At 45.6% G+C, this 25,476-nt stretch carries 19 protein-coding genes; 14 read left to right on the top strand and 5 right to left on the bottom strand.

Annotated features, from left to right (window positions below):
• Positions 1-1,218 (top strand): acetyl-CoA C-acyltransferase FadI (gene fadI, locus R7P72_RS09025; RefSeq protein ID WP_411912898.1); only part of this gene is annotated, 1,218 nt, incomplete at its 5' end.
• On the top strand, positions 1,218-3,329 hold the full coding sequence (gene fadJ, locus R7P72_RS09020; RefSeq protein WP_318110442.1) for a fatty acid oxidation complex subunit alpha FadJ: 2,112 nt from the start codon (positions 1,218-1,220) through the stop codon (positions 3,327-3,329). The genes fadI and fadJ, both read left to right, overlap by 1 nt.
• A 62-nt stretch (positions 3,330-3,391) precedes the next feature.
• On the opposite strand, the gene R7P72_RS09015 is transcribed toward fadJ, so the two are convergent.
• Complete coding sequence (locus R7P72_RS09015; protein ID WP_005380533.1) at positions 3,392-3,646, bottom strand: hypothetical protein; 255 nt, start codon at positions 3,644-3,646, stop codon at positions 3,392-3,394.
• A gap of 167 nt (positions 3,647-3,813) precedes the next feature.
• Positions 3,814-6,591, bottom strand: a complete 2,778-nt coding sequence (locus R7P72_RS09010) for an insulinase family protein (RefSeq protein ID WP_258481879.1) — start codon at positions 6,589-6,591, stop codon at positions 3,814-3,816.
• 374 nt (positions 6,592-6,965) lie between these two features.
• On the opposite strand from R7P72_RS09010, the gene sixA reads away from it, so the two are divergent.
• The gene (gene sixA, locus R7P72_RS09005; RefSeq protein WP_005380537.1) at positions 6,966-7,430 is read left to right on the top strand and encodes a phosphohistidine phosphatase SixA; all 465 of its coding nucleotides are present in this window, start codon (positions 6,966-6,968) and stop codon (positions 7,428-7,430) included.
• A 96-nt stretch (positions 7,431-7,526) separates the two neighbouring features.
• Here the strand turns inward: sixA and smrB are convergent, their stop codons facing one another.
• The gene (gene smrB, locus R7P72_RS09000; RefSeq protein ID WP_005380539.1) at positions 7,527-8,057 is read right to left on the bottom strand and encodes an endonuclease SmrB; all 531 of its coding nucleotides are present in this window, start codon (positions 8,055-8,057) and stop codon (positions 7,527-7,529) included.
• Positions 8,058-8,119: 62 nt separating this feature from the next.
• On the opposite strand from smrB, the gene prmB reads away from it, so the two are divergent.
• Together prmB and aroC are read left to right on the top strand one after the other, a co-directional pair.
• Positions 8,120-9,052 carry a 50S ribosomal protein L3 N(5)-glutamine methyltransferase gene (prmB, locus tag R7P72_RS08995; RefSeq protein ID WP_005380541.1) on the top strand — a complete coding sequence of 311 codons (933 nt, stop codon included), beginning with the start codon at positions 8,120-8,122 and terminating at the stop codon, positions 9,050-9,052.
• 179 nt (positions 9,053-9,231) lie between these two features.
• Positions 9,232-10,317 (top strand): chorismate synthase, encoded by a 1,086-nt coding sequence (aroC, locus tag R7P72_RS08990; protein ID WP_033907375.1) that lies wholly within the window; start codon positions 9,232-9,234, stop codon positions 10,315-10,317.
• A 223-nt stretch (positions 10,318-10,540) separates the two neighbouring features.
• On the opposite strand, the gene R7P72_RS08985 is transcribed toward aroC, so the two are convergent.
• Positions 10,541-11,164: a trimeric intracellular cation channel family protein gene (locus R7P72_RS08985; protein WP_005380544.1), complete on the bottom strand. Its 624-nt coding sequence runs from the start codon at positions 11,162-11,164 to the stop codon at positions 10,541-10,543.
• 332 nt (positions 11,165-11,496) lie between these two features.
• Between R7P72_RS08985 and R7P72_RS08980 the strand changes: the two genes are divergently transcribed.
• The 3 genes from R7P72_RS08980 to R7P72_RS08970 all read left to right on the top strand — a co-directional run bounded on the left by R7P72_RS08980 (position 11,497) and on the right by R7P72_RS08970 (position 12,987).
• Entirely contained in the window at positions 11,497-12,027 is a 531-nt protein-coding gene (locus tag R7P72_RS08980) for an elongation factor P hydroxylase (RefSeq protein WP_005380546.1), read from the top strand.
• Between the two features lie 25 nt (positions 12,028-12,052).
• On the top strand, positions 12,053-12,316 hold the full coding sequence (locus tag R7P72_RS08975; RefSeq protein WP_005380548.1) for a YfcL family protein: 264 nt from the start codon (positions 12,053-12,055) through the stop codon (positions 12,314-12,316).
• A 146-nt stretch (positions 12,317-12,462) separates the two neighbouring features.
• A complete protein-coding gene (locus R7P72_RS08970; protein ID WP_005380552.1) occupies positions 12,463-12,987 on the top strand; it encodes an NADPH-dependent FMN reductase in 525 nt (174 codons plus the stop codon).
• A gap of 76 nt (positions 12,988-13,063) precedes the next feature.
• Here R7P72_RS08970 and mnmC read toward each other — a convergent pair whose 3' ends face one another.
• Positions 13,064-15,082 carry a bifunctional tRNA (5-methylaminomethyl-2-thiouridine)(34)-methyltransferase MnmD/FAD-dependent 5-carboxymethylaminomethyl-2-thiouridine(34) oxidoreductase MnmC gene (gene mnmC, locus R7P72_RS08965; protein WP_005380554.1) on the bottom strand — a complete coding sequence of 673 codons (2,019 nt, stop codon included), beginning with the start codon at positions 15,080-15,082 and terminating at the stop codon, positions 13,064-13,066.
• A 128-nt stretch (positions 15,083-15,210) separates the two neighbouring features.
• On the opposite strand from mnmC, the gene fabB reads away from it, so the two are divergent.
• The 6 genes from fabB to accD all read left to right on the top strand — a co-directional run bounded on the left by fabB (position 15,211) and on the right by accD (position 25,459).
• The gene (fabB, locus tag R7P72_RS08960; RefSeq protein ID WP_005380557.1) at positions 15,211-16,422 is read left to right on the top strand and encodes a beta-ketoacyl-ACP synthase I; all 1,212 of its coding nucleotides are present in this window, start codon (positions 15,211-15,213) and stop codon (positions 16,420-16,422) included.
• Positions 16,423-16,762: 340 nt separating this feature from the next.
• Positions 16,763-17,896: a 4-phosphoerythronate dehydrogenase gene (locus tag R7P72_RS08955; RefSeq protein ID WP_005380560.1), complete on the top strand. Its 1,134-nt coding sequence runs from the start codon at positions 16,763-16,765 to the stop codon at positions 17,894-17,896.
• Positions 17,893-18,906 carry an aspartate-semialdehyde dehydrogenase gene (locus R7P72_RS08950; RefSeq protein WP_238972201.1) on the top strand — a complete coding sequence of 338 codons (1,014 nt, stop codon included), beginning with the start codon at positions 17,893-17,895 and terminating at the stop codon, positions 18,904-18,906. The genes R7P72_RS08955 and R7P72_RS08950 overlap by 4 nt, the downstream gene beginning before the upstream one ends.
• Positions 18,907-19,102: 196 nt before the next feature.
• Positions 19,103-23,398 carry a FimV/HubP family polar landmark protein gene (locus R7P72_RS08945; protein ID WP_005380564.1) on the top strand — a complete coding sequence of 1,432 codons (4,296 nt, stop codon included), beginning with the start codon at positions 19,103-19,105 and terminating at the stop codon, positions 23,396-23,398.
• A gap of 142 nt (positions 23,399-23,540) precedes the next feature.
• Positions 23,541-24,335 (top strand): tRNA pseudouridine(38-40) synthase TruA, encoded by a 795-nt coding sequence (gene truA / locus R7P72_RS08940; protein WP_005380566.1) that lies wholly within the window; start codon positions 23,541-23,543, stop codon positions 24,333-24,335.
• Positions 24,336-24,532: 197 nt separating this feature from the next.
• The gene (gene accD, locus R7P72_RS08935; protein ID WP_005380583.1) at positions 24,533-25,459 is read left to right on the top strand and encodes an acetyl-CoA carboxylase, carboxyltransferase subunit beta; all 927 of its coding nucleotides are present in this window, start codon (positions 24,533-24,535) and stop codon (positions 25,457-25,459) included.
• The last annotated feature ends 17 nt before the right edge of the window (positions 25,460-25,476 follow it).

Here is a 25,476-nt window from a genome sequence, read left to right as displayed (position 1 = left end):
TTTAGCCAAGTGCCAGCGGTCGATTTAGGGAAAATGGTAGTAAGCGAAATGCTTGCTCGAACAGATATTGATCCGAAGCTAATCGAACAAGTGGTATTTGGACAAGTAGTACAAATGCCTGAAGCGCCAAACATCGCACGAGAAATCGTGTTAGGCACTGGTATGAACATCCATACTGATGCATACAGTGTGACTCGAGCGTGTGCGACGAGTTTTCAAGCGGCGGTTAATGTCGCAGAAAGCATCATGGCGGGAACCATCGATATTGGTATTGCTGGCGGTGCAGACTCTTCTTCCGTCCTGCCTATTGGCGTATCAAAGAAACTGGCCGCTAATCTGCTTGCTCTTAGTAAGACAAAAACAATGGGTCAGAAGCTTAGTATCCTCAAAAACTTGAGCTTTAAAGACCTGATGCCAGTGCCACCAACAGTAGCAGAGTACTCTACGGGTTTATCCATGGGACAAACTGCAGAGCAAATGGCTAAAACACATGGTATTTCTCGCGCAGAACAGGATGCGCTTGCACATCGTTCTCATACGCTGGCTTCTCAAGCTTGGAAAGAAGGAAAAATCCAAGATGAAGTGATGACGGCTTTCCCTGAACCATACAAAAAATGGATTTCGGAAGACAACAATATCCGTCATGACTCAACGGTTGAGGGATACGCGAAATTGCGACCTGCGTTTGATCGTCAGTATGGCAGTGTTACGGCAGCGAACAGTACGCCATTGACTGATGGTGGTGCGGCAGTGATGTTGATGCGAGAAGGTAAAGCGAAAGAGCTCGGAATGGAGATCCTTGGTTACATCCGAGGTTATGCATTCTCTGCTATCGGCGTGGAAAAGGACATGCTGATGGGGCCGACTTATGCCACAGCGAAAGTGCTTGAAAATACAGGCTTGGAACTGTCAGACCTGACGTTGATCGACATGCACGAGGCCTTTGCTGCTCAAGCATTGGCGAATGTGAAGATGTTTGCTTCCGATAAGTTTGCTCAAGAAAACCTTGGTCGCTCAAAAGCGATTGGTGAAATTGACATGGATAAGTTCAACGTGCTTGGCGGATCAATTGCTTATGGTCACCCATTTGCTGCGACTGGTGCGCGTATGATGACGCAAACCCTACGAGAGCTAAAACGCCGTGGCGGTGGTATTGCATTGAATACCGCATGTGCTGCTGGTGGTCTTGGTGCGGCAATGATTCTGGAGGTTGAGTAATGAGCGAGCAAAAAGCATTTAGTCTAAAGGTTGATGAGCAAAATATTGCTTGGTTAGCCATCGATGTTCCTAATGAAAAAATGAATACGCTGCAGGCGGCTTTTGCTGACGAAATGAAAGAAATTTTTGCTCAGCTAAAAGACTCCAGTGGTATTAAAGGGATGATCATCCACTCCCTAAAACCGGACAATTTTGTTGCGGGCGCAGATGTTCGAATGCTAGAAGCATGCACCACAGCAAGTGAAGCGGAAGACTTAGCAAGGCAAGGTCAGGATTTATTCCAGCAGCTATCGGACTTACCGTATCCTGTCGTTGCGGCTATTCATGGCCCATGTTTGGGCGGTGGTTTAGAACTGGCTCTTGCATGTGATTATCGTGTTTGTACGGATTCTGACAAAACGCGTTTAGGTCTGCCAGAAGTACAACTTGGTTTATTGCCAGGTTCTGGTGGTACTCAGCGTCTGCCACGTTTGATTGGCCTGTTACCGTCGTTGGACTTGATCCTGACGGGTAAACAACTTCGTGCGAAGAAAGCTAAAAAATTGGGCGTTGTGGACGCCTGTGTGCCTGACACCATTTTGCTCGACGTAGCAAAACAGTTTATCGACAAAGGTAAAAACAAGGGCACGAAAAAGCTATCGACGAAAGAAAAGGTGATGTCTGGTAGCGGGCTAGGGCGCAAGTTTGTATTTGAGCAAGCTGCGAAGAAAACGAATCAAAAAACTCGCGGTAACTATCCAGCAACGGTTGCAATTCTAGAAGTTATTCAACATGGCTTAGAGAAAGGCTTCGCTAAAGGTCAAGAACTTGAAGCGAAGCGCTTCGGTGAGCTTGTGATGAGCTCAGAGTCAAAAGCGCTCCGTTCGATCTTCTTTGCCACAACAGAAATGAAGAAAGAAAATGGCACGGATGCGAAACCAGCACCAGTTCATAAAGTTGGTGTGCTTGGTGGTGGTCTGATGGGCGCCGGAATCAGCCATGTGTCTGTTGCAAAAGCAAAAGTACCTGTTCGCATCAAAGACGTTAGCAACGATGGCGTTTTAAACGCGCTCAACGACAACTACAAGTTATTTGAGAAACAGCGCAAACGTCGCATTCTATCCAAGGCCGATCTGCAAGCGAAAATGCTGCAACTGTCTGGTGGTGTCGATTTTACCAGTTTTAATCATATTGATGTCGTAATTGAAGCCGTTTTTGAAGACTTAGATCTTAAGCAAAAAATGGTGGCGGACATTGAAGCGAACGCTAAGACAGAAACTATCTTTGCGACCAATACTTCTTCGTTGCCTATCCACAAAATTGCAGAAAAAGCAGAGCGTCCAGAAAACGTAGTTGGTTTGCATTACTTCAGCCCAGTAGAAAAAATGCCTTTGGTGGAAGTGATTCCGCATGAAACGACGTCAGATGAAACCGTTTCAACAGTTGTTGCACTTGCTAAGAAGCAAGGTAAAACCCCGATAGTAGTGAAAGACAAAGCGGGCTTTTACGTGAACCGCATTCTTGCGCCATACATGAACGAAGCGGCGCATATTCTGCTGGCTAACGAACCGATCGAAAAGATTGATACGGCGTTGCTTGACTTTGGTTTCCCTGTCGGCCCGATTACCTTACTGGATGAAGTCGGTGTCGACATTGGCGCGAAAATTATGCCGATTCTGGTTAATGAGTTAGGTGACCGATTCAAAGGTCCGGATGTGTTTGATATCTTGTTAAATGATGGACGTAAAGGACGCAAGAGTGGTAAGGGCTTTTACACTTACAAGGGCAAGAAGAAAGATGTCGACAAATCAGTTTACAAACTGCTTAAGCTCGACCCTGAATCTAAGCTAAGCGATAACGATATTGCGTTGCGCTGTGTGCTGCCAATGTTGAATGAAGCGGTACGTTGTTTGGATGATGGCATCATCCGCTCGCCACGTGACGGTGATATTGGCGCGATATTTGGTATTGGTTTCCCACCGTTCTTGGGTGGTCCGTTCCGTTACATGGACCAATTTGGCATTAAAGAGCTCGTAGAGAAAATGAATGAGTTTGCATCGAAGTATGGCGATCGTTACGCGCCATGTGATGGTTTGCTTACTCGAGCTGGTGAAGGGACAACGTTCTATTAAACGTTGCTTCGGTAGAGAAAAAGGCTTGCCAGTGGCAAGCCTTTTTCATAAAGAAGAAATGGTTACTTCTTCTTGTCTTTCTTATCTTTATTGTGGCCTTTACCAGGGTTGTCGTCCCCATGAACGCTGCTATTACCTTTTTTGTCTTTATCATTCCACTGTTTTGAAGAGCAATCATCTGATTTGATGGATACATTGTCTCCGCTAAGGCGCACACAGTCGTCACTTAATTCGAAGCCATCGCCTTTGACTGAGATTTCAGCGTGAGCAGATGCCAATGGCATTATAAGAGCCACAAGTAAAAGTGCTTTTTTCATGATTACCTCATTAAGTTATTTTTAGTGCGGTAATTAGAGCATAAGCCGCAATGGCGTAATTTCAATTTTCTGCCAATTATGGTGCCGATTCAATCTATGAGACCGACAACCTCATGGGTTTGTAGGTACATTCTAGTAATCGACAATTTTATTTCTGCGCAACTAGATCACCCCAAGCCGCAATCTTTTGGCCGAAGTTGGAACTCTTCAATCGATCCTATTTCTTGTCCTAGATGGATGCGCGGAGCCTCCGAATGCGCTTGACCTTGAGAGTGCATGATCAAACGATTTGCAGTACGAGGTTTCAATTCGTTCACAACGAAGCGAATCATGTCTGCGCGCGTCAGCTTCTTCAACTCCGCCAGTACCTTGTCACGTTGGTTAAACTCAGTGTCCTTATTTCCTATCGCAACCCAAAGACGTTGAGCCCGTCCTCGAAGTGTGGTGTCCGGCGTTGCTATTTGGTTCCACAAGCCGCGCTTACTGCTGTGCCATTGGTAATCGTTTAACTCTAACAGCACCATATAAAAGGCATTTAAAAACTCATCGATTGAGGTAACCAGCTCGGCAGGTGCTGCATTAGGTGACTGCACATACAGTACAATACCAGGGTGACGATTTAGCGGCATATTGCCAGTGCCTACCATGTAACCTAATTGCTGCTTGGTACGGATTTCGTGGAAAAACGTTGCCGACATAAGGTGATTGGCCAATGAGTATAGCGCGATACTACGAGGCTCAATATCCTCGCACTGGTGGTAAATAACGACCGCGGAATCTTGCTGGTTACAATGCACCTCACGTTGAAAACTGCCATTTTTACCTAGCATAATGAGCGGACGAAGTGCCTCTTCATAACGTTGCTCGTTAACTCTTAGAGCATCCTTCAAGGTCGCAGCCATGTCATGGGCTTGCTGGCGTTGCCAGTCTCCGTAAACAAACATTTCAACGTGCAGTTCTGCAAGAATGGATTCTACGAATACCGAGAGTTCATCGACTTCGATTTCTTCTAGCGCTTCGACTAAGGTTGCGAAAGGCGGGTTATTGGGTTGAAGTAACCCAGTAAGTGCGTTAAACAGCTGCGAAATAGGGCGATCTTGTGAAGCATTTCTCCAGTTTCGTAACAGTTGTTGTTTGATGGTTTCAAAGCGAGCAGGGCTGAAATCTCGAGAAGCAAAACGGTGCAGAATCATTTCTAGCAACTGAGGCAGCTTTTGACTGAACCCTGAGAGGGTTAAGGTCACGCCACCTTGGTGAGCGTACATGTTGTAACCCATCCCTGCGATTTCTGCTTGATAGGTTTCTTTTGCTAGCGAATCGAGGAACATCTCTACACATAAGCGCGTTTTGACGATGTTCTTTGGTGATGCAACGGCATGAGAGCTGTCGATAGCGACATAAACGACACCTTTTGGCACGCGAAATTCGTCATCTTGCAAATGCCACAGCCGAAACCCTTCGAGATCCTCAATCAACTCTGGCAGTGAATCACCATTTTCGAGTGGCATGGGGTCGAGGTCGTAGCAAATATAAGGGTTCTTTTCCGGTAAGACGAATTGCCAGCTTGGGTCGATTTGTTGATAGAAACGACGTTGGTCTTCACTAAAAGGTGTGACGGAGTACGGGGTAAAGTACCATTCGGCAGTACGGTTGTATTCCAGGCCTTTAGCAATCAAAGTGACGCGTACATTATCGATGGTTAAGTATCGCAGCAATGAACGCTGTAACTCCTCATCGTAGCCCGTCATTTTGTAGTCACCATAAACCGTGTCTTCCGGTTGATAGTGCTGCATGTTGATCACCAGATGGCTGACGAGATCCATTGGGCGCGATGGCTCTTGGAAGCGAAAAGCCGATTCTAATACCGCTTGTTTTTCGAGATAGCGCCATTCATCTAACCCGTCTTGTTTGATCATCGAGAGGTATTGAAAAACCGCTTGAACGATATCATCAACATGATCTAAGCCGTTTGGCGTCAGGGTGCAGCTTACGGTAAAGTCTCGGTAGTTACTGCCACTCGCGCCGCCGCCCGCTGAGAGAGAAGTAATCCAGCCTTTTTCTTTGAGTTGAAGCATCAAACTGCCTTCTCCTTCATAACCCAACAGGTGAGCAAAGTAGGAGAGTGGCTTCACGCTATAATGCGCATCCATTCCCGGCATGGGGAATGTGAGAATCAGTTTACGGAACTCTTTGAGCGGCTCGACTTGAACCAAAATGCCTGTGCTTTCCTCAGTGCCGATCGGTACATCAATCGATTTTCCACGAAGGTGGTGATTTGGGATGTCGGCAAACATGGCTTCTACCCAAGCTTGCTGTTCATCGAGCGACTGTGGCCCAAATAGAGTCAGTGTCATCAAATCGGCGGAATACTGAGAGTGGTGAAACTCCACAATTTCGTCGCGGATGGATTTACCATCTCGGTCGCCAAGAGTATCTAAGTTTCCGACAGAGAATTTTGAAAACGGGTGCTCTGGATTGATGACTTCTTTGTTAACTTGATACAGGCGACGAGAATCATCATTGAGTTTGAGCTTGTATTCGGAGTCGACAGCCTGGCGTTCTTTGTCTAATGCTTCTTCGTTAAACAAAGGTGCGGTAAAAAATTGGCTAAATCGATCTAAGGCACTTTCAAAGGCATTTGGAGCAATATTGAAAAAGAAACAAGTGTGCTCTGTACCAGTCCAAGCGTTGTTTGTTCCACCGTGTTGGCTAATATAGCTTTGAAACTCGCCCACTTTAGGGTATTTTTCCGTACCCAAAAAAAGCATGTGTTCTAAATAGTGTGCCAGACCTTGGCGATCGTTTGGGTCGTCGAAGTGTCCAACGTTCACTGCCAGAGCAGCTGCCGACTGTTGAGCCGTATCGGAATGAATCAGCAGTACACGCAGTTCATTGCTCAAGGTAATGTAGCGGTATTGATTTGAATCGTTAGGACTTAGATGCACGATGCGTCTCCAGATTTCGCATTACAGTAATTTAGGCTCCCCTCGCGGGGGGCGCAAAGTTTGCGTTTCGACAAATACTGCTTGCCGTATTTTTGTTATTCGTAGACTTCTGCACAGGCCCATCGCGTTTGCGTATGGGGAAGAACTGTTTGAGTGAATGCTCTGAACTCATTGCACAGTTAAATAGTGTGATGAACTGAGTACATTCTTTTAATAGATTGTTAAGAAAGTCGCTATCTTTAACAAGCGAATTGGTATAATGAACAGATAATTATATCAGTATTTTTGTTTCGTCATTGTTAAAGTTAGCCCCGTCTATCTAATAAAGATAGCAGTCAACCTTTTGGTAGCGTTAGCTATCCCTAGGAAATAACATGAAAATATTCATCATGCGTCACGGTGAAGCCGAGCATTTTGCAGATTCAGACGCAGCACGACAATTGACCCCAAGAGGCAGAGTCGAATCAGAAGCGGTTGCGAGAGCCTGTAAAGAACAGGGTTTTGCGCAATTCGATAAAGTGTTGGTGAGTCCGTACATTAGAGCTCAACAAACTTGGCAAGAGATCAGTGCGTATTTCTCTGCAAAAAGCATTGAAACTTGTGAAGATATTACACCTTATGGCCAGTCCGAGCATGTCTTCGATTTCGCAAGTGCGTTAATCGAAGTCGAACAATTGGACTCGCTTTTGTTCGTATCGCATTTGCCTTTGGTCGGTTATCTGACTTCAGAGTTTGTAAAAGACATGACACCTCCGATGTTTCCTACATCAGGGCTAGTGTGCATTGAATATGATTTACAAACACAAAATGGTGAAGTGCTATGGCATATTACGCCATAAGTGTCTAAACCAAAATAAGCGTTTGCAAATTAGAGACAGAATAAGAAAGGCAGGAGATCCCTGCCTTTTCGTTTCGTCGTGTCTACAGCAAGCTTGTTACTTTTCAGGAATTGAAAGCAACACTAACAACGCACCATCACCACCAAATTCTAGTGGCGCTTGGTGAAAAGCCATAACGTCAGGATGCTGTGCTAACCAAAGTGGGGCTTTCTGTTTCAGGATGTGTTTCCCAATACCATGTTGCACACACGCGCAATGAATCTCGTTTTTGATGCAATAGGCTATCATCGCACCAAGCTCGCGTTTTGCTTCTTGCTGTGTCATGCCGTGCATATCGAGGAACACGTCCGGTACATACACGCCACGACGTAGACGTTTGACTTCATAAGTGGAGACGTCGTCACGTGCATAACGAGTTGGACCTTCATCGTTTAATAGAGGGACAAACTCGTCTGAAAAGTAAAATTCAGAGTCACTCGCTTCACGGTTGGAGCGCTTGATTTCTTTTTGCTTAGTATTTTTTTTTGGTTGCTGGATTATGGTATCCTGTCGCAACTTTTTTACGCCCTGTACTGCTTCCTGAAACAAGGCGAAATCGTCATCGTTCTCGGTGTCTTTTTTGCTCATTAGGTAAACAATTTCATTAATAAACTTTATTGGCAGTATTGTAGCGCTTTTCGGAGGCAATTTTGGATAAGATTTTTGTAGAAGAAGCGGTATCGGAGCTGCATACCCTTCAAGATATGATTCGTTGGACGGTAAGCCGCTTTAATGCAGCGAACCTGTTTTACGGTCATGGTACTGATAATGCGTGGGATGAAGCAGTTCAGCTTATCCTGCCAACCTTATACTTGCCGATTGATGTGCCTCCGCACGTATTGAACTCTCGCCTAACGACAAGCGAGCGTCTGCGTATTGTTGAGCGCGTAGTAAAACGCATCAACGAGCGTACGCCAACAGCATACCTAACCAACAAAGCATGGTTCTGCGGTCTTGAGTTCTTCGTTGATGAGCGTGTACTTGTACCACGCTCTCCAATCGGTGAGTTGATTCAAGCGGAATTCCAACCTTGGTTGGTGGAAGAGCCTACGCGCATCATGGACCTATGTACGGGTTCTGGTTGTATCGCGATTGCTTGTGCGCACGCTTTCCCTGAAGCAGAAGTGGATGCGATCGACATCTCTACAGATGCTCTACAAGTGGCTGAGCAAAACGTACAAGATCACGGCATGGAGCAGCAAGTGTTCCCAATTCGCTCTGATTTGTTCCGTGATCTTCCAAAAGAGAAATACAATCTAATCGTGTCCAACCCACCATATGTGGATGAAGAAGACATGAACAGCCTGCCAGATGAGTTCACGCATGAGCCTGAGCTTGGTTTAGCTGCGGGTACGGATGGTCTAAAACTAGTGCGTCGTATTCTTGCTAACGCGCCAGATTATCTAACAGATAACGGCATTCTTATTTGTGAAGTCGGCAACTCAATGATTCATATGATGGAACAGTACCCAGAGATTCCATTTACTTGGATTGAGTTCGAGAACGGCGGTCATGGCGTATTTATGCTAACGCGTGACCAGCTGGTTGAGTGTGCAGAAGAGTTTAAACTGTACAAAGACTAATAGAGTCTTGCACTAAACATCAAAACACCGAGCTTTATGCTCGGTGTTTTTTTATGCATACCTCGCCGATATTAACTCTTTACATCAAAACGTAATAAAGCCACTATGAATCCACGAAGAATTGGAAAGCAGCTATGCTCTGTTTTGAGAGAGTGTGGCGATAAAAACTTGAGGAAGTAATGGCAGGAAACAGTATCGGACAACATTTCCGAGTGACGACATTCGGGGAAAGTCACGGTATCGCACTGGGATGTATCGTAGACGGATGTCCTCCGGGGTTGGAAATTACAGAAGCAGATCTACAAATCGATCTCGACCGCCGTCGTCCAGGCACATCACGTTACACCACACAACGTCGTGAACCGGATGAAGTTAAAATTCTTTCTGGCGTTTTTGAAGGCAAAACCACGGGCACATCGATCGGTTTGCTAATTGAAAACACCGATCAGCGCTCAAAAGACTACTCTGACATCAAAGATAAGTTCAGACCGGGTCATGCTGATTACACTTACCACCAAAAATATGGCATCCGCGACTATCGCGGTGGCGGCCGTTCTTCAGCTCGTGAAACCGCAATGCGTGTGGCGGCTGGTGCAATCGCGAAGAAATACTTAAAAGATGAGTTTGGTGTTGAGATTCGTGCTTACTTGTCACAAATGGGTGATGTATCTATCGACAAGGTAGATTGGAGCGAAATCGAGAACAATGCATTCTTCTGCCCTGATGCTGACAAAGTAGAAGCATTTGACCAACTTATCCGTGACCTGAAAAAAGAAGGCGACTCTATTGGCGCAAAAATCCAGGTTGTGGCAACTAACGTGCCTGTTGGTCTTGGGGAACCCGTATTTGACCGTTTGGATGCAGACATCGCGCACGCACTAATGAGCATCAACGCGGTGAAAGGCGTGGAAATCGGAGACGGTTTCGAGGTGGTAAACCAAAAAGGCAGTCAGCACCGTGATACGCTTGCTCCTGAAGGTTTTGGTAGTAATCATGCGGGTGGCATTCTTGGTGGTATCTCGACTGGTCAAGACATTGTCGCAAACATTGCGCTTAAGCCAACATCAAGTATCACTGTGCCGGGTGAGACCATCACAAAAGAAGGTGAACCAACTCAGTTGATCACCAAAGGTCGTCATGACCCATGTGTGGGTATTCGTGCTGTGCCTATCGCAGAAGCGATGCTGGCTATTGTGGTGATGGATCATTTACTACGCCACCGTGGTCAAAACCATGGCGTAACAACTGAAACACCGAAGATTTAAGAGCTTTGTGTCATTCCAGCGAGCTATAGCTAGACTAGGAATCTAATTTCAGCACGATGAAAAGAGAAAGAAACATCTCTGACAACAGAGTGCTCGGATAATATATCCTGAATCATGCTCCTTCGTCGCTGTTCAGGATGACTGAATATAAAATTATGCCACTCACTGAATCGCGGGTGGCACAATTTTATCAGGCAACCTTTTTTGTTTAAGTAGTTTTTGCTTAATGAATCGAGCCTTCGGTTTCCAAATGGAAAGAAGGCAGACGCCACTTAAAGCGTACCGCAGCCATACGCAACATGTAACCAGTAACCAGTGTAATAATAGTGGCAGTGACATCGGGAACATTGAATTCTAATAGCGCTAAGTACATTCCTGATGCGATAAGAGCGACAGAAGCGTAAAGCTCTTCATGCAGTACCAATGGTGTTTGGCGACAGATTAAGTCGCGAAGTAGCCCACCGAATACACCAGTTACTAACGCTGAAACCATACAAATACCAGGGTGCAAGCCCATGCCCATCGCAATTTTTGTTCCGATGATACTAAACACGATTAAACCTAATGCATCGAGGCGAATGAACAGACCTTTCAGCTTAATCACCCATTTCGCTAAACCTGTTGTTAGCACACCTGCAACACACGTAATTGCAAGGAACTCTGGGTTTTTTACCCAACCAAGAGGGTAGTGGCCTAATAGAATGTCACGTACGGTGCCACCACCAATGGCCGTTGCGCTGGCCACCAACATAACACCAAACCAGTCCATCTTTCTTCTACCAGCACTTAACGCACCTGTCATGGCTTCAGCCGTGATACCAATGATATACAACACACTTAGCAACATAGGGAAACACTCAACGTAAAAAGTCACTACGTTCTACGAGAATCAGCGTAGGCGAAGTAACAACACTTACAAACGGTTCTATCTCTCTTAAAAAGTGATTAAAACCAGCAACATGCTTGTAATCAAACGGCTTAAAAATAGCGGTTTGAACGGCATCAAAATAAGGCGAGAGTGTAGTGGTAAATAAGTACGCTGACGAATGAGAAATTGTATGGAGAAAGCGACCTTCAGATAAATTCAACTAATAACCAAAAATGTGGGGGTGCCTTTACCTCATAACTAAAAACAGCGACAATATGCAGCGCATGTCAAACTGAAGTACAAACTCGACGATGACCCACGAATACCAAGACTTAATCACCATTTTTAATGACACCTTTTTAGAACAATTTAATACGAAATTAGAGTTAGGTGGTGATGAGCCTATTTATCTTCCTGCTGATGATGAACACCCTCATCATCGGATTATTTTTGCTCGGGGTTTTTACGCCTCTGCTTTACACGAGATCTCGCATTGGTGTGTGGCTGGTCCAGAGCGTCGTTTGCTGGAAGATTTTGGTTATTGGTATGAACCTGATGGACGAACAGCAGAAGTTCAAGCGGAGTTTGAGAAAGTTGAAGTGCGACCTCAAGCTTATGAATGGATTCTGGCACAAAGCGCTGGCTTCCCTTTTACGGTGAGTTGTGACAATCTACACGGCGATTTTGAACCAGATAGGCTCGGCTTTATGAAAAAAGTGCATAAAGAAGTGCTAGGTATTTTGGACGTTGGCTTGCCTTTGCGAGTGAAAATGCTTTCTGATGCCCTGCGCGCATTTTATCAAACTAAGCCACTGGAAGCGTCGGACTTTTGCGTTAAATAACCACTAATAACCTCAGAGATACACCATGATTATTGAATTTGAAGAAAAACTACTGGAACTGATTGATGCTCGAATTGAAACAGCATCTGACGATGAATTGTTTGCTGGTGGTTATTTACGTGGTCACATCTCTTTATCCGCGGCGTCTTGTGAAGAAGAAGGGATTAGCGATATTACTGAGCTGAAGTCACGCATTGAGAGCAGCTTAGAAGATGCGCGTACCGAGTTAAGCCCGGCCGATCGCGTGATTGTCAGTGATTTGTGGCAAGAGCTCCAGGCTCAGGCTTAATCCCCAAGCAGCGTTCTCCCTTTATTTAATCCTAGTCATTTACTACTTCGAAAAATTCGAACCTCTCCATAAAATTTTTGTGGTTGTAGCGAAACAGTTCAACTTTTATTCTGATCAGCATAAAACGTGAACAAAGGATTACAACCATGAAAATTGTCGCATTTGGTGCATCTACCAGCTCTACCTCAATCAACAAACTACTTGCTACATACGCAGCAAACCAAGTCGAAGGCGCTCAAGTGAATGTTCTAGACTTAAACGATTATCAAGCGCCAATGTTTAGCGAGGACAAAGAGAAAGAAATTGGTCAAGCTGAAGGGGCTGTCGCGTTTTTACGTGACTTGGCGGAGGCTGACGCTCTCGTTGTTTCCTTCGCAGAGCATAACGGCTCGTACCCAGCGGCCTATAAAAACTTGTTCGATTGGGCGACGCGCATTGAGCGTAATGTATTTCAAAACAAACCTGTCGTTTATTTAGCAACTTCCCCAGGTCCCGGTGGTGCACAAAGTGTTCTTGCGGCGGCGACAGGTTCTGCTCAATTTTTTGGCGCGGATGTAAAGGCATCGTTATCTGTGCCGAGCTTCTACGAAAATTTTGACGTGGAATCGGGTAAGGTTGTAAACCCAGAAGTGGCAGAGCAAGTGAAACAGGCAGTTGCACTGCTGAAGTAATCTCAGTACGAGCAACTTAGTGAGTTAGCGATTCCCGACACGTATCTGTGTCGGGAATTAAAACGAGAGAATACTCTTACAGCTCGGTAATGGCTTTGCCTTTTCTTAGTTTACGAACCCACATTCGACTTGGGTGAAGTTCGGTCAATACATCAACCGGTAATGGCAGCGGGTCCCCACAGATCTGGGAGGCCAACACTTCAGCTAATAATGGTGCAGAGCTCAGTCCACGAGATCCTAAACCTAAGAAGCAGAATAGGTTAGGGTACTGATGAATGGTTTCTACCTCTTCTGCTTTTTGATTTTGTAAGTTGGCGTATTGCGTTTTGATCGTCTCAAAGTCACCCACATTCCCGACAAATGGTAAGTGATCTCGGCTAACACAACGAATACCTTGGCGAGATTGATTATCAGTGATATCTACCTCTTTTGCCCATGTTTGATTCGGTACACATTTCACTAGCTTTTCCGCATTATCTTTTTGGGCGTTTTCATCAAATTCGTAGTCAAGGTGACTGCGGTCGTAGCTTGCACCGATACACAAGTGTTGATTACTTGGGTTAACAGGTGTCATGTAACCGTCGTAACACAACACCGTTTTCAGCTGACTCAGCGTTTCGGTTGCTGGCGCATGACTGACTTGTCCTTTCACTTGTCCCATTGGTAGGGAAGCGGTTTGACTCAATGTCTGGAACTCATGGCCGTTCGCAATTACAACCGTTGAGTGCTCAAATGTTTGACCACTCGCCGTTAGTAGCCAGAGCTGACGCTTTTCATCCCAATCTAATGCCTCAACATGGTGTTCAAACTTCGTTGAGAGTAACGACGTCTTCTCCAATTGTTTAATTAACCCGCGAGTTAACTCGGCAGGGCACAGCCACCCTCCCATTGGGTAGTGCACAGACGCCATATCAATAGGTAACCCGATAGTGTTCGCAGTTTCCTCGGCGGACAGCTTTTGAATGAGCTCTGGAGTGAAGTTACCCGCAAGCATTTTCTCCAGTTTGTCTGTGGATTTGTCATCCCACATCAACTGAGTTACGCCACACCAGTCATGATCAAAATCGATCTCTTGTGCTGCTTGTTCAACAAACTGACGTGCGAACAAAAATGCAGGAGCAAACACTCGTGAAACACCCGTGTGCGGGCCATTAAGCAGCGGATAAACGGCTCCTTGTCGATTGCCTGAAGCTCCTTTGGCTGGTTGTTTGTCTTTACAGTAAAGGGTGACGTTTTGGCCACGACGAACTAACGTTTTCGCTAACGCCGCGCTGGCTATACCACCACCAATGATGGCAATCGAATCAAGATTGCTAGATGCTGTGCGATTGAACCAAGGGAGATGGTTCGACTGCTTTTCACGTTGCTCCATAGAGCCGGCGATCATTTCTCGTTTAGTGCCGAAACCTTTCACCTTTTTCATTGTAAAGCCAGCTTCGTTCAAACCACGACGTACAAAGCCTGCTGCGGTAAACGTGGCAACTGTACAATCTTGCTTGGCTAGCTTTGCCATGTTGTTGAACAGGCCTTGGTTCCACATCTCTGGGTTTTTGCTTGGCGCGAATCCATCTAAGAACCAAGCATCAATCAAACCTTGTTCGTTGTATGGGACTTGCGGCATGCAGTCTTTAATGTCACCAAACCAAAGGTCGAGTGTGATTGCACCGTCTTCTAAAACAATGCGATGACACTCCGGCACAGCGGCAGGATAGTGCTTTTGTAACTTTTCCGCGTACTCAGCTAGCTCAGGCCAAGCTTCATGCGCCTTCTTTAAATCGGCTTTGCTTAATGGGTATTTTTCAAAGCTAATAAAATGCAGCTCTTTCAATGCTGCGTTTGGATGCTGACGACGAAACTCACTAAACCACTGGCATACTGCTAAGAAGTTTAATCCCGTGCCAAATCCTGTTTCACCAATGACAAAACGTCTTTGGTCAAATTCCTGCCATCTTTCTGGGAGATGATTTTGTTTTAAGAAAACGTAGCGTGTCTCTTCAAGACCGTTTACGTTAGAGAAGTAAACATCATCAAATTGGTCTGAAACCGGAGTACCAGCTTCGTTCCAACCAAGTTCTGCGTTTTTTATTGAAGTCATAATGGTGCAAATTTGTGATTTGGCGCGGTAAGAATGGGGCGATTGTACGAATTTATGGGAAAGCTGACCACTTTTGTTGACTATCTTAGTTATCATCTAGCGGATTTTTGAATTATAGGAATGTCATAATGAAACGAGTCGTAATCACCGGTATGGGTATTGTTTCAAGTATCGGTAACAACGTCGAAGAAGTTCTAGCGTCTCTTAAAGCGGGCAAATCTGGCATCACTGCATCTGAGCAGTTCAAAGAACACGGTCTTCGTTCGCAAGTATGGGGTGACCTAAAAATCAACCCGGCGGAACACATCGACCGTAAGCAGATGCGCTTTATGGGTGATGCGGCTGCTTATGCATACCTATCAATGGAGCAGGCAATCGCAGACGCTGGTCTTACAGAAGAGCAGGTTTCAAACGATCGTACCGGTATCGTTGCAGGTTCTGGCGGTGCTTCTGCATACAATCAAACGGTAGCGACAGACACGATGCGCGCCAAAGGCGTAAAGCGAGTTGGTCCTTACATGGTTCCTCGTACTATGTCTTCTACTGTTTCTGCTTGTCTTGCTACGCCATTTAAGATTCGTGGCGTGAACTACTCAATGAGCTCTGCATGTGCAACATCTGCACACTGTATCGGCCATGCTATGGAGCTTATTCAACTAGGCAAACAAGATATTGTTTTTGCTGGTGGCGGCGAAGAGCTAGATTGGTCTCAAACTATGATGTTTGATGCGATGGGCGCACTGTCAACCAAATACAATGACACGCCAGACAAAGCATCTCGCACATACGATGCAGACCGTGACGGTTTTGTTATCTCGGGCGGCGGCGGCATGCTGGTTATTGAAGAACTAGAGCACGCACTGGCACGTGGCGCGAAAATATACGGTGAAATCGTAGGTTACGGTGCGACATCAGATGGCTACGACATGGTAGCGCCATCAGGTGAAGGTGCAATTCGTTGTATGAAGATGGCGATGCAAGACGTTGATGGTGTGGATTACATCAACACGCACGGTACATCGACACCCGTTGGTGACGTGAAAGAGCTTGGTGCTATCCAACAATTGTTTGGTGAGAACAGCCCTGCAATCTCTGCAACAAAAGCAATGACTGGCCACGCACTCGGCGCAGCGGGCGTGCACGAAGCAATTTACTCAACACTTATGCTAGACAAAAACTTCATTGCTCCAAGCATCAATATTTCAAACTTGGACGAAGCAGCACAAGGTCTGGACATCGTGACAGAAGCACGTGATGCAGAGCTAACGACCGTAATGTCCAACAGCTTTGGCTTTGGCGGCACAAACGCAACTTTGGTTATTAAAAAGTACCAAGGTTAACTGAATTTGTTGGCGCCTTGCGAGAGTACTGTAAACGCCAACAATCCAGTTTCCAGAGCTTGATCAGTCACACTGATCGAACAGACGCAGACTCTATCCCATGGAGAGCGGGATAGGATCCTTTTGTTCTGGAACTTTGCCCGGCTATTTAGCCGGGCTTTTTCTTTTCTCTGTTTCTGCTTTTCTCTAGGCTTCCCGTCAATCGATTCTATAAGAGTTACCTCCTTGAGGTTTATTGGTGTTATATCTTGAGATTTTTCGGGAAAAGGGCACAATCGCTTTAGTTTCGCATCTTGCGAATAAACGAACTCTTACAAATGGATGTTAGAACGCTGGCGCTATGAAAATTATTGTTGATGAAAATATGCCGTATGCTGAAGAGCTATTCAGCCAACTCGGTAACGTAATTCTAAAACCAGGTCGTACACTGACCGCCGATGATTTAGTGGATGTTGATGCCCTAATGATTCGCTCAGTCACCAAAGTGAATGCTGACCTGATCAGCAAAGCAAACAAGCTGAAGTTTGTTGGTACGGCCACGGCAGGCATGGATCATGTTGACCAAGCACTCTTAAAAGAGAAAGGCATTTTCTTCACTGCTGCGCCAGGGTGTAACAAAGTGGGTGTAGCGGAATACGCGTTCAGCGTGATGATGGTGCTCGCTCAGCAACAAGGTTTCTCGGTATTTGACAAGACGGTAGGTATTATTGGTGCAGGCCAAGTAGGTAGCTACCTAGAGAAATGTTTGAAAGGCATGGGTATTAAAGTTCTCATCAATGACCCATTCAAACAAGAGGCTGGTGATCCTCGTAGCTTTACTCCGTTGACAGAACTGATTGAAAGCTCAGACATCATTACACTACATACGCCAATCACCAAAGATGGCCCATACCCAACGCATCATTTGATTGATGAGAAGGTGTTAAATGGTCTCCGCAGCGATCAAATTTTGATTAACGCGGCTCGAGGTCCCATCGTTGACAACGCTGCTTTGAAGCAACGTCTTTTGAAAAACGATGGCTTTACAGCGGCACTTGACGTATTTGAATTTGAACCAGAGGTTGATATGGAGCTTCTGCCTCTGCTAGCATTCGCAACCCCTCACGTTGCAGGCTATGGTCTGGAAGGGAAAGCTCGCGGTACGACGATGATTTTCAACAGCTACTGTGAGTTCTTAAATAACGAATTACGTGCGCATGCCAGCGATTTACTGCCAACCGCGCCTGTTCCTACTATGGTATTGGACAGAGCTTGGGACGAAGCAACACTGCATAACATCACGCAGTTAATCTATGATGTGCGTAGAGATGACGCTCTTTTCCGCCGTGAAATCAGTAAGCCAGGCGCTTTTGACCTGATGCGTAAAAACTACTGGGATCGCCGTGAATACAGTGCTGTCACGCTAGTGGGTAACAAAACATGTAACCTTGCTCCATTAGCAGAACTAGGTTTTCAGATTGAGGTAAGTCAATGAGCCAGCAATATAATGTTGCCATTTTAGGTGCGACCGGTGCGGTCGGTGAAACAATTTTGGATGTGCTTCAAGAGCGCAAATTCCCAGTAGGCGAAATCTTCCTACTCGCGAGTGAGCGCAGCGAAGGCAAGACTTATCGCTTCAATGGTAAAACGGTAGGCGTTCAAAACGTAGAAGAGTTCGATTGGTCTCAAGCGCATATCGCACTGTTTTCTGCTGGTGGTGAGCTATCAGCCAAGTGGGCTCCAATTGCCGCTGATGAAGGCGTGATTGTTATCGACAATACATCACACTTCCGTTACGAGTACGACATTCCTCTTGTTGTGCCTGAAGTAAACCCAGAAGCGATTGCAGAGTTTCGTAACCGTAACATCATTGCGAACCCGAACTGTTCAACCATCCAAATGCTAGTGGCACTAAAACCAATTCACGATGCGGTGGGTATTGAACGTATTAACGTATCAACTTACCAATCGGTGTCTGGTGCAGGCAAAGCGGGTATCGATGAGCTAGCAGGTCAAACGGCGAAGCTGCTAAACGGTCTGCCTGCAGACAAGAAGCAATTCTCTCAACAGATCGCGTTTAACTGTATTCCACAAATCGATCAAATGATGGAAAACGGCTACACCAAAGAAGAAATGAAAATGGTGTGGGAAACACAGAAGATCTTTAACGATCCATCAATCACAGTCAATCCAACGTGTGTACGTGTTCCTGTATTCTACGGTCACGCAGAAGCACTTCACATTGAGACTCGTTCACCTATCGATGCACAAGAAGTCGTTAACTTGCTTGAACAAACTGACGGTATCGAAGTGTTCCACGGTGAAGACTTCCCTACACAAGTTCGCGATGCGGGCGGTAAAGACCATGTAATGGTTGGCCGTATCCGTAACGATATCAGCCATCATAGCGGAGTAAACCTGTGGGTTGTTGCTGATAACGTGCGTAAAGGCGCGGCAACTAACGCGGTGCAAATCGCAGAAGTTCTGATCCGCGATTACTACTAAGTCGTTTACAATTCATTTCAAAGCCTCGCACAGTGCGAGGCTTTTTGTACGAACGAAACAAAATAGTGTGAGATTAGTACGAATATGGCGAGAGCCACACATTTTTTATTCTCAACGCTATAGTTTTGCATGCGATATCCGATATATTTAACCGATCACCATTTCAAATTGTATTTAGCACAAAACTGAGCCTTCTATGCGTCAAAATTATAAGCGTTTGTTAGCAGCCCTTGTGTTGATGAGCGCGACTCAGACATCATCAGTGGTTCAAGCCGAAGGAATTCGTCTTGTTGGACCGTCTGGTGAAGTGCAATCATCTCCGAGCTATGCTGAAGATATTGAGCGAGCATTACCTGCTCCTCCTGCGAATGCTCAACCGTCACGTTTCTTTGGTCCGACTGGTGAAAATCAAACACTATGGTCGATCGCTTCAGAATTACGACCTTCACGCGGTGTTACCGTTCAACAAACGCTTCTTGCCATTTACCGAATTAACCCTCAAGCGTTTGAGAACCAAAACATTCATGAATTGATCCCAGGTAGTCGGCTACGAGTACCTTCTCTAGAGCAAGTGCAAAGCGCGACCACAGCGCAAGCTGTTGCGATTATGAAGGCGCATGAAGCTAAGTTAAAACAGCCGAAGCCGACAAATAGAGCGACGCCAGCACAACGAGTCACCGAGCAACCAAAGCCACAAATTAAAGTAGAACCCAAGCCTGCGGCTAAGCCAGAGACAGTGGCAGCAACGGAGCCAAAACCAACTCCGAAAACAATACCCGTCATCCCTGCGCCACCAGTAACCACCTCTCCGCAGGGTGAAAAGCAGGTCAGTGCGCTAAAGGACAAACTTCAAGGCTCACAAAGTGAATTAGAGTCATTAGAAGAGAAGAACCATCGTCTTCGATTGATGCTGTCAGAAGTGCAAAGCGAAGTCGAAACTTTGAAAAGCGAGCTGAATGACGAAGAACGCATTCGCTCAGAAGTCGAGAAACTGCTTGCAGAAGAGCGCCAGCGCCTTGCTGAACAACAGCGCATGCAACCAAGCACCATGGACAAAATTTTGTCTAATGGTTGGCTTGTTGGTCTTGCGGCATTAATTCCTGGTGCTTTGATTGCGTTGCTAGTTGTTATGATTCTTGGTCGACGCTCTAAAGGGAAAGAGGAAGAAGCGGCTGCACAGGAACAGCAAAACGTTGATCCTCTTGTGGCGCCAATCGGTTTAGCGGCGGCGGATGAGCTTGATGAAGAGCTCACGCTTGATGATGAATTGTTTGCAGATGAAGATATCAACACACAGTCTTTACAAGAAGATAAGTCAGATTTAGAAGAAGACGTCTTTGCTAACCTCGATGATGAAGAGCTTGATTTCAATCTGGAAGGGGACGATGACCCATTTGCAGATATTGGCGATGACGGTGACCTAGATGTTGGTCTGGATGAGTTTGAGTCATCGAACAATGGTATCCAAGTCAACGGCGAAGAAAAAGCGCTTGGTTTAGAAGAAATGGAGCGAGCCTTAGATGAGGTTGCTCCAGAACTAGAAGTGCTCGATGACGATGAGTCTGGCTTCGATCTTTCGGATGATACGAATGAGAAATCAGACTCACTTTCAGACGACGCATTTGCCGAGTTACTTGCAGCCGATGAGCCGTCAGAAGAGTTACCAAGTGACACTGTCGACCAGGATATGCTTGATGACTTGTTTGCTGAACTTGGCAACGATGACTTCGATTTAGATACTGATGAGCCTGAGTTAAAACAGCCCGTTTCGGATGATGACTTTAGTGTTGGAGAGGCATCTGACGACGATATCGATAAGCTATTGGCCCAGTATGAACAACCGGCTAGTGAATCGGAAGTTCGAGAAGCTGACGCCAATGAAGGTCCTGTTCTAGATGAAAACAGTACAGAGCTACTCGATGAACTCATTGATTTTGATGAAGATGACACAGACGAGTTTGATCCACTAAACGAGCTAGAAGCAATCTCTGGTTTTGAAGGTGATGACTCGATCGAAGAGTTAGACGCAGATAGCACAGACTTACTGGATGAACTCATTGATGATGTTACCTCTGAACTTGATGAAGAGACTGAAGCTGATTTAGATCCGTTTGATGATCTGATTCGAGAGGACGAGAGCCCAGAGCAGAATAAGTCGGAAGAGGAAGAGTTACTGAAATCACTTGGTTTTGGTGAGCCAGACGCCGACGAAAAGCCATCTCCCGTAGTTGAGTCAGAACAAACTCATGAAGGTCAGGACATTGAGTCTGGGTTGGACATCGACGCTTTATTAAGTGAAAGCCAGCCAGACACGCAACAAGCTGTAGAAGATCAACCATTAACCGAGCCAGAGGCTGCCTCAGAGCCATTTAGCAGCGATGAATTTCTTGGTGATTTAGAGGACCTCTCACCAGAGAATGATCCTTTAATGAGCGAGCTAGACGACCTATTTGAGTCAGACAGTGAAGAACTTCTGCCAACAGAACAAGAAAAAGCGGATTTTTCTGCTGAACTTGACGCTCTATTTGATAGTGAAGACGATTTACCGCAGCAAGTTGAAAAAACACAAACGGAGATAGAGGAAGCTTCATCACTACAACAAGAGGCTACCGATACTGATTCAACACAAGAACCATCCGTGGAGTCCGATGCTGAGGTACAGCCTCACGTTGAGCAAGAGGAAGACATTCCAGCCTTCACGCCGACACCAAATACAATAGAAAATGAATTCGGTGTTCCACAAGAAGAAGATTGGCTACTGGATGAACCTGAATTGGAGCCGGAAACTGAGTCGACCAACGATTCAGAAGATGAATTCAATTTTGACGAGCTAGATCTTCCAGAATTCAGCGAAGAAGATGCTCTAGCATCTATGGCTGGCGAACCTGCGTTAGAAACGTCCGAGTCCGTTGAGTCAGAACAAGTTGAAGCAGGCTTACCAACTGAATCAGAAGAAGAATTCAATTTTGACGAGCTGGATCTTCCTGAGTTTAGTGAAGAAGACGCATTGGCGTCTATGGCGGATGAGCCGGAGTTAGAAACGTCCGAGTCCGTTAAACCAGAGCAAGTCGAAGCTGACTTACCAACCGAGTCCGAAGAAGAGTTCAATTTTGATGAGCTGGATCTTCCTGAGTTTAGTGAAGAAGACGCATTGGCGTCTATGACGGATGAGCCGGAGTTAGAAACGTCCGAGTCCGTTGAACCAGAACAAGTTGAAGCCGACTTGCCAACTGAATCAGAAGATGAATTCAATTTTGATGAGCTAGATCTTCCTGAGTTTAGTGAAGAAGACGCATTGGCGTCTATGGCTGGCGAACCTGCGTTAGAAACGTCCGAGTCCGTTGAGTCAGAACAAGTTGAAGCAGGCTTACCAACTGAATCAGAAGAAGAATTCAATTTTGACGAGCTGGATCTTCCTGAGTTTAGTGAAGAAGACGCATTGGCGTCTATGGTGGATGAGCCGGAGTTAGAAACGTCCGAGTCCATTGAACTAGAACAAGTTGAAGCCGACTTGCCAACTGAGTCCGAAGAAGAGTTCAATTTTGATGAGCTCGATTTGCCAGAGTTCAGCGAAGAAGATGCCTTGGCGTCGATGGAAGAAGAGCCAGAATTACCGAGCTCTGAGACTGCAGATATAGAACCAATCTCCGGTGAGGATGAAGAGTTAAGTTTTGACGACCAAGATCTTCCAGAGTTCAATGAGGAAGATGTTCTCGCGTCAATGAACGAGGGTGCGTCAGAGAGCCCTAAGGTTGAAGCAGAGACATCGAGACCAGCTATTCAAGCCGATAACGATCATGATGCTTTGTTTGAAGTATTTGCGCAGCAAAACGGCTTTGATACTGACCCAGAAGTGCAGCCAACAGCGACAGAGGGTGAGCCGCTCAGTAATTTGGATGATGAATCATCAATGGCTAACCTTCTTGCGGAAGACGCAAACTCAGAAGTATTTGAAGGTAAACTAGACAGTGACACCATCGCAAGTGCAGGTATGGATTTTGAAACCATGCTTGATGTTGGAGATGATTGGGATGGCTTTAAACCCGCTGCTGATAACGTAAGTTCTACTGAAGAAGTGCCTGAGGACCAGCGTGATGTTTGGAATTCGAGTGATGCACTAAGTCAGCCAGAGATCGCGCAAGAAAACTGGGCAGAGCAAAGCGACTTGGATGACTTCGACCCGAAGAAAAATCAATTTATGACGATTGATGAATTGATGGCTCAGGTCGACAGAGAAGGTGGTGAGTTCGAAGAAGAAGACCTTAAGCTCGATGTCGGATTGAACGAGTTTCCAGATGTTATCGGTGAGATCGGCGATATTGACGTAGATAGCAATGCTGAAGCGGCTGGGAAACTGGATTTGGCTAAAATCTATCTCGAGATGAACGATTCTCAAGGGGCGATTAAACTACTAGAAGAGGCGATTGTTTACGGTGAGGATGATATTCGCCGCGAAGCAAAAAGCCTGATTGACGCTATTAATGGCCGATAAACCGAAACAAAAGGGTAGCGTTTGCTACCCTTTTTGTGTCCCGTTAGTATGATGCTACCTTTATGTCACCCTTGGTGAAACTGGCAACTTGAGGTGACTTGAGTATATACTTCCCGCCCCATTTTAGAGTTCGAAGGTTAAGATGAGAATCGCATTAGGTATCGAGTACAACGGTACAAACTACTTTGGTTGGCAGCGCCAAAGAGAAGTGAAAAGTGTCCAAGAAGAGCTAGAGAAAGCATTGTCCGTCGTCGCTAATCACCCAGTTGAAGTTCAGTGTGCTGGTCGGACAGACGCAGGCGTGCATGGCACGGGACAAGTTGTGCACTTTGATACCAACGTTACTCGAAAAATGGTAGCTTGGACCATGGGCGCAAACGCGAACATGCCAAGCGATATAGCGGTTCGTTGGGCTAAGGAAGTTTCAGATGATTTCCATGCAAGATTCTCAGCGACAGCTCGCCGTTATCGTTACATTATTTTCAATCATGCTTTACGTCCAGGCATCCTAAACTCGGGGGTTAGTCACTATCATGGTGAGCTCGACGAGAAAAAAATGCATGAAGCAGGGCAGTTCCTACTTGGCGAAAATGATTTTACGTCGTTTCGCGCGGCGCATTGTCAGTCTCGCAGCCCATTTCGAAACTTGATGCATCTGAACGTTACGCGCCATGGGAACTATGTGGTTATTGATATTAAAGCTAATGCGTTCGTGCATCATATGGTTCGTAATATCACGGGTAGCTTGATAAAAGTTGGACGTGGCGAAGAGAGTCCTGAATGGATCAAGTGGTTATTAGAAGCCAAAGATCGCAAACTAGCGGGTGCGACAGCGAAAGCGGAAGGTCTGTACCTGGTAGATGTAGACTACCCAGAAGAGTTTGGGTTACCTGAAGTGCCGATCGGTCCACTGTTTTTACCAGATAATTTGAACTAATTTTACAAACTTATTTCAAAATATCGGTAGTGTTTACATTGAATGTGAACGGAAAACATACGCTATTTACGATATCAAAAATAGGTACAACCAGTTTTTTATCTACAGTAGCTGCAAGATATGGTTTAATCCGTCGGTATTATGTCGAATTTATATCTTTCGCAATGAAGCGGAAGAGTTGAGAGAAAAGGTCTTCCATGAGTTGGCTTGAAAAGATTTTAGAGAAAAGCAATCTAGTAAGTTCACGCAAAGCTTCTATCCCAGAAGGTGTGTGGACTAAATGTACCTCTTGTGAACAGGTTTTATACCATGCTGAACTAGAGCGTAACTTAGAAGTTTGTCCAAAGTGTAACCATCACATGCGTATGAAAGCGCGTCGTCGTTTGGAAACATTTTTAGATGAAGGTAATCGAGTTGAATTAGGTTCTGAACTTGAGCCACAGGATAAACTGAAATTTAAAGATTCTAAGCGATACAAAGAGCGTATCTCTGCTGCACAAAAAAATAGCGGTGAGAAAGATGCGCTAGTTGTGATGCAGGGTGAATTGCTTGGTCTGCCGCTTGTGGCGTGTGCGTTTGAATTCTCCTTTATGGGTGGTTCAATGGGTTCAGTCGTTGGTGCTCGCTTTGTGAAAGCAGTGGATGCAGCCATTGAAAATAACTGTGCGCTTGTTTGTTTCTCAGCAAGTGGTGGTGCTCGTATGCAAGAGGCTTTAATGTCTCTTATGCAAATGGCAAAAACCAGTGCTGCGCTTGAGCGTTTATCAGAAAAAGGTCTGCCGTTTATTTCTGTTCTAACTGACCCTACAATGGGTGGTGTATCAGCAAGTTTGGCTATGTTGGGTGATATCAACATCGGTGAACCTAAGGCCCTCATTGGCTTTGCTGGTCGTCGTGTAATCGAGCAAACTGTACGTGAAGATCTTCCTGAAGGTTTCCAGCGTAGTGAGTTCCTGCTTGATCACGGTGCTATTGATATGATCGTTGACCGTCGTGAAATGCGTCAGCGTGTGGGTGGTCTTATCGCTAAGATGACTAACCACAAGTCTCCTTTGGTGGTTTCGGTTAACGAATCTCCAAATGAAGAGCCATATTCTGTACCAGAAGCGGACGAAAAAGGGTAAAGTATCAACTAACATAA

The organism is Vibrio sp. Vb0888 (assembly GCF_033338835.1).
In the GTDB taxonomy this organism is placed as follows: domain Bacteria; phylum Pseudomonadota; class Gammaproteobacteria; order Enterobacterales; family Vibrionaceae; genus Vibrio; species Vibrio alginolyticus.
The sequence above is the reverse complement of the archived record's forward strand: the minus strand, read 5'-3'. Positions and strand labels throughout refer to the sequence as shown.

Excerpts from the sequence above, each read along its gene's own strand:
- R7P72_RS08980 (WP_005380546.1), top strand. The coding sequence starts at position 11,497 with ATGACCCACGAATACCAAGACTTAATCACCATTTTTAATGACACCTTT.
- R7P72_RS08975 (WP_005380548.1), top strand. The coding sequence starts at position 12,053 with ATGATTATTGAATTTGAAGAAAAACTACTGGAACTGATTGATGCTCGA.
- fabB (WP_005380557.1), top strand. The coding sequence starts at position 15,211 with ATGAAACGAGTCGTAATCACCGGTATGGGTATTGTTTCAAGTATCGGT.
- R7P72_RS09015 (WP_005380533.1), bottom strand. The coding sequence starts at position 3,646 with ATGAAAAAAGCACTTTTACTTGTGGCTCTTATAATGCCATTGGCATCT.
- sixA (WP_005380537.1), top strand. The coding sequence starts at position 6,966 with ATGAAAATATTCATCATGCGTCACGGTGAAGCCGAGCATTTTGCAGAT.
- R7P72_RS08985 (WP_005380544.1), bottom strand. The coding sequence starts at position 11,164 with ATGTTGCTAAGTGTGTTGTATATCATTGGTATCACGGCTGAAGCCATG.
- R7P72_RS08970 (WP_005380552.1), top strand. The coding sequence starts at position 12,463 with ATGAAAATTGTCGCATTTGGTGCATCTACCAGCTCTACCTCAATCAAC.
- R7P72_RS08955 (WP_005380560.1), top strand. The coding sequence starts at position 16,763 with ATGAAAATTATTGTTGATGAAAATATGCCGTATGCTGAAGAGCTATTC.
- aroC (WP_033907375.1), top strand. The coding sequence starts at position 9,232 with ATGGCAGGAAACAGTATCGGACAACATTTCCGAGTGACGACATTCGGG.
- fadJ (WP_318110442.1), top strand. The coding sequence starts at position 1,218 with ATGAGCGAGCAAAAAGCATTTAGTCTAAAGGTTGATGAGCAAAATATT.
- accD (WP_005380583.1), top strand. The coding sequence starts at position 24,533 with ATGAGTTGGCTTGAAAAGATTTTAGAGAAAAGCAATCTAGTAAGTTCA.
- R7P72_RS08950 (WP_238972201.1), top strand. The coding sequence starts at position 17,893 with ATGAGCCAGCAATATAATGTTGCCATTTTAGGTGCGACCGGTGCGGTC.
- smrB (WP_005380539.1), bottom strand. The coding sequence starts at position 8,057 with ATGAGCAAAAAAGACACCGAGAACGATGACGATTTCGCCTTGTTTCAG.
- R7P72_RS08945 (WP_005380564.1), top strand. The coding sequence starts at position 19,103 with ATGCGTCAAAATTATAAGCGTTTGTTAGCAGCCCTTGTGTTGATGAGC.
- truA (WP_005380566.1), top strand. The coding sequence starts at position 23,541 with ATGAGAATCGCATTAGGTATCGAGTACAACGGTACAAACTACTTTGGT.
- mnmC (WP_005380554.1), bottom strand. The coding sequence starts at position 15,082 with ATGACTTCAATAAAAAACGCAGAACTTGGTTGGAACGAAGCTGGTACT.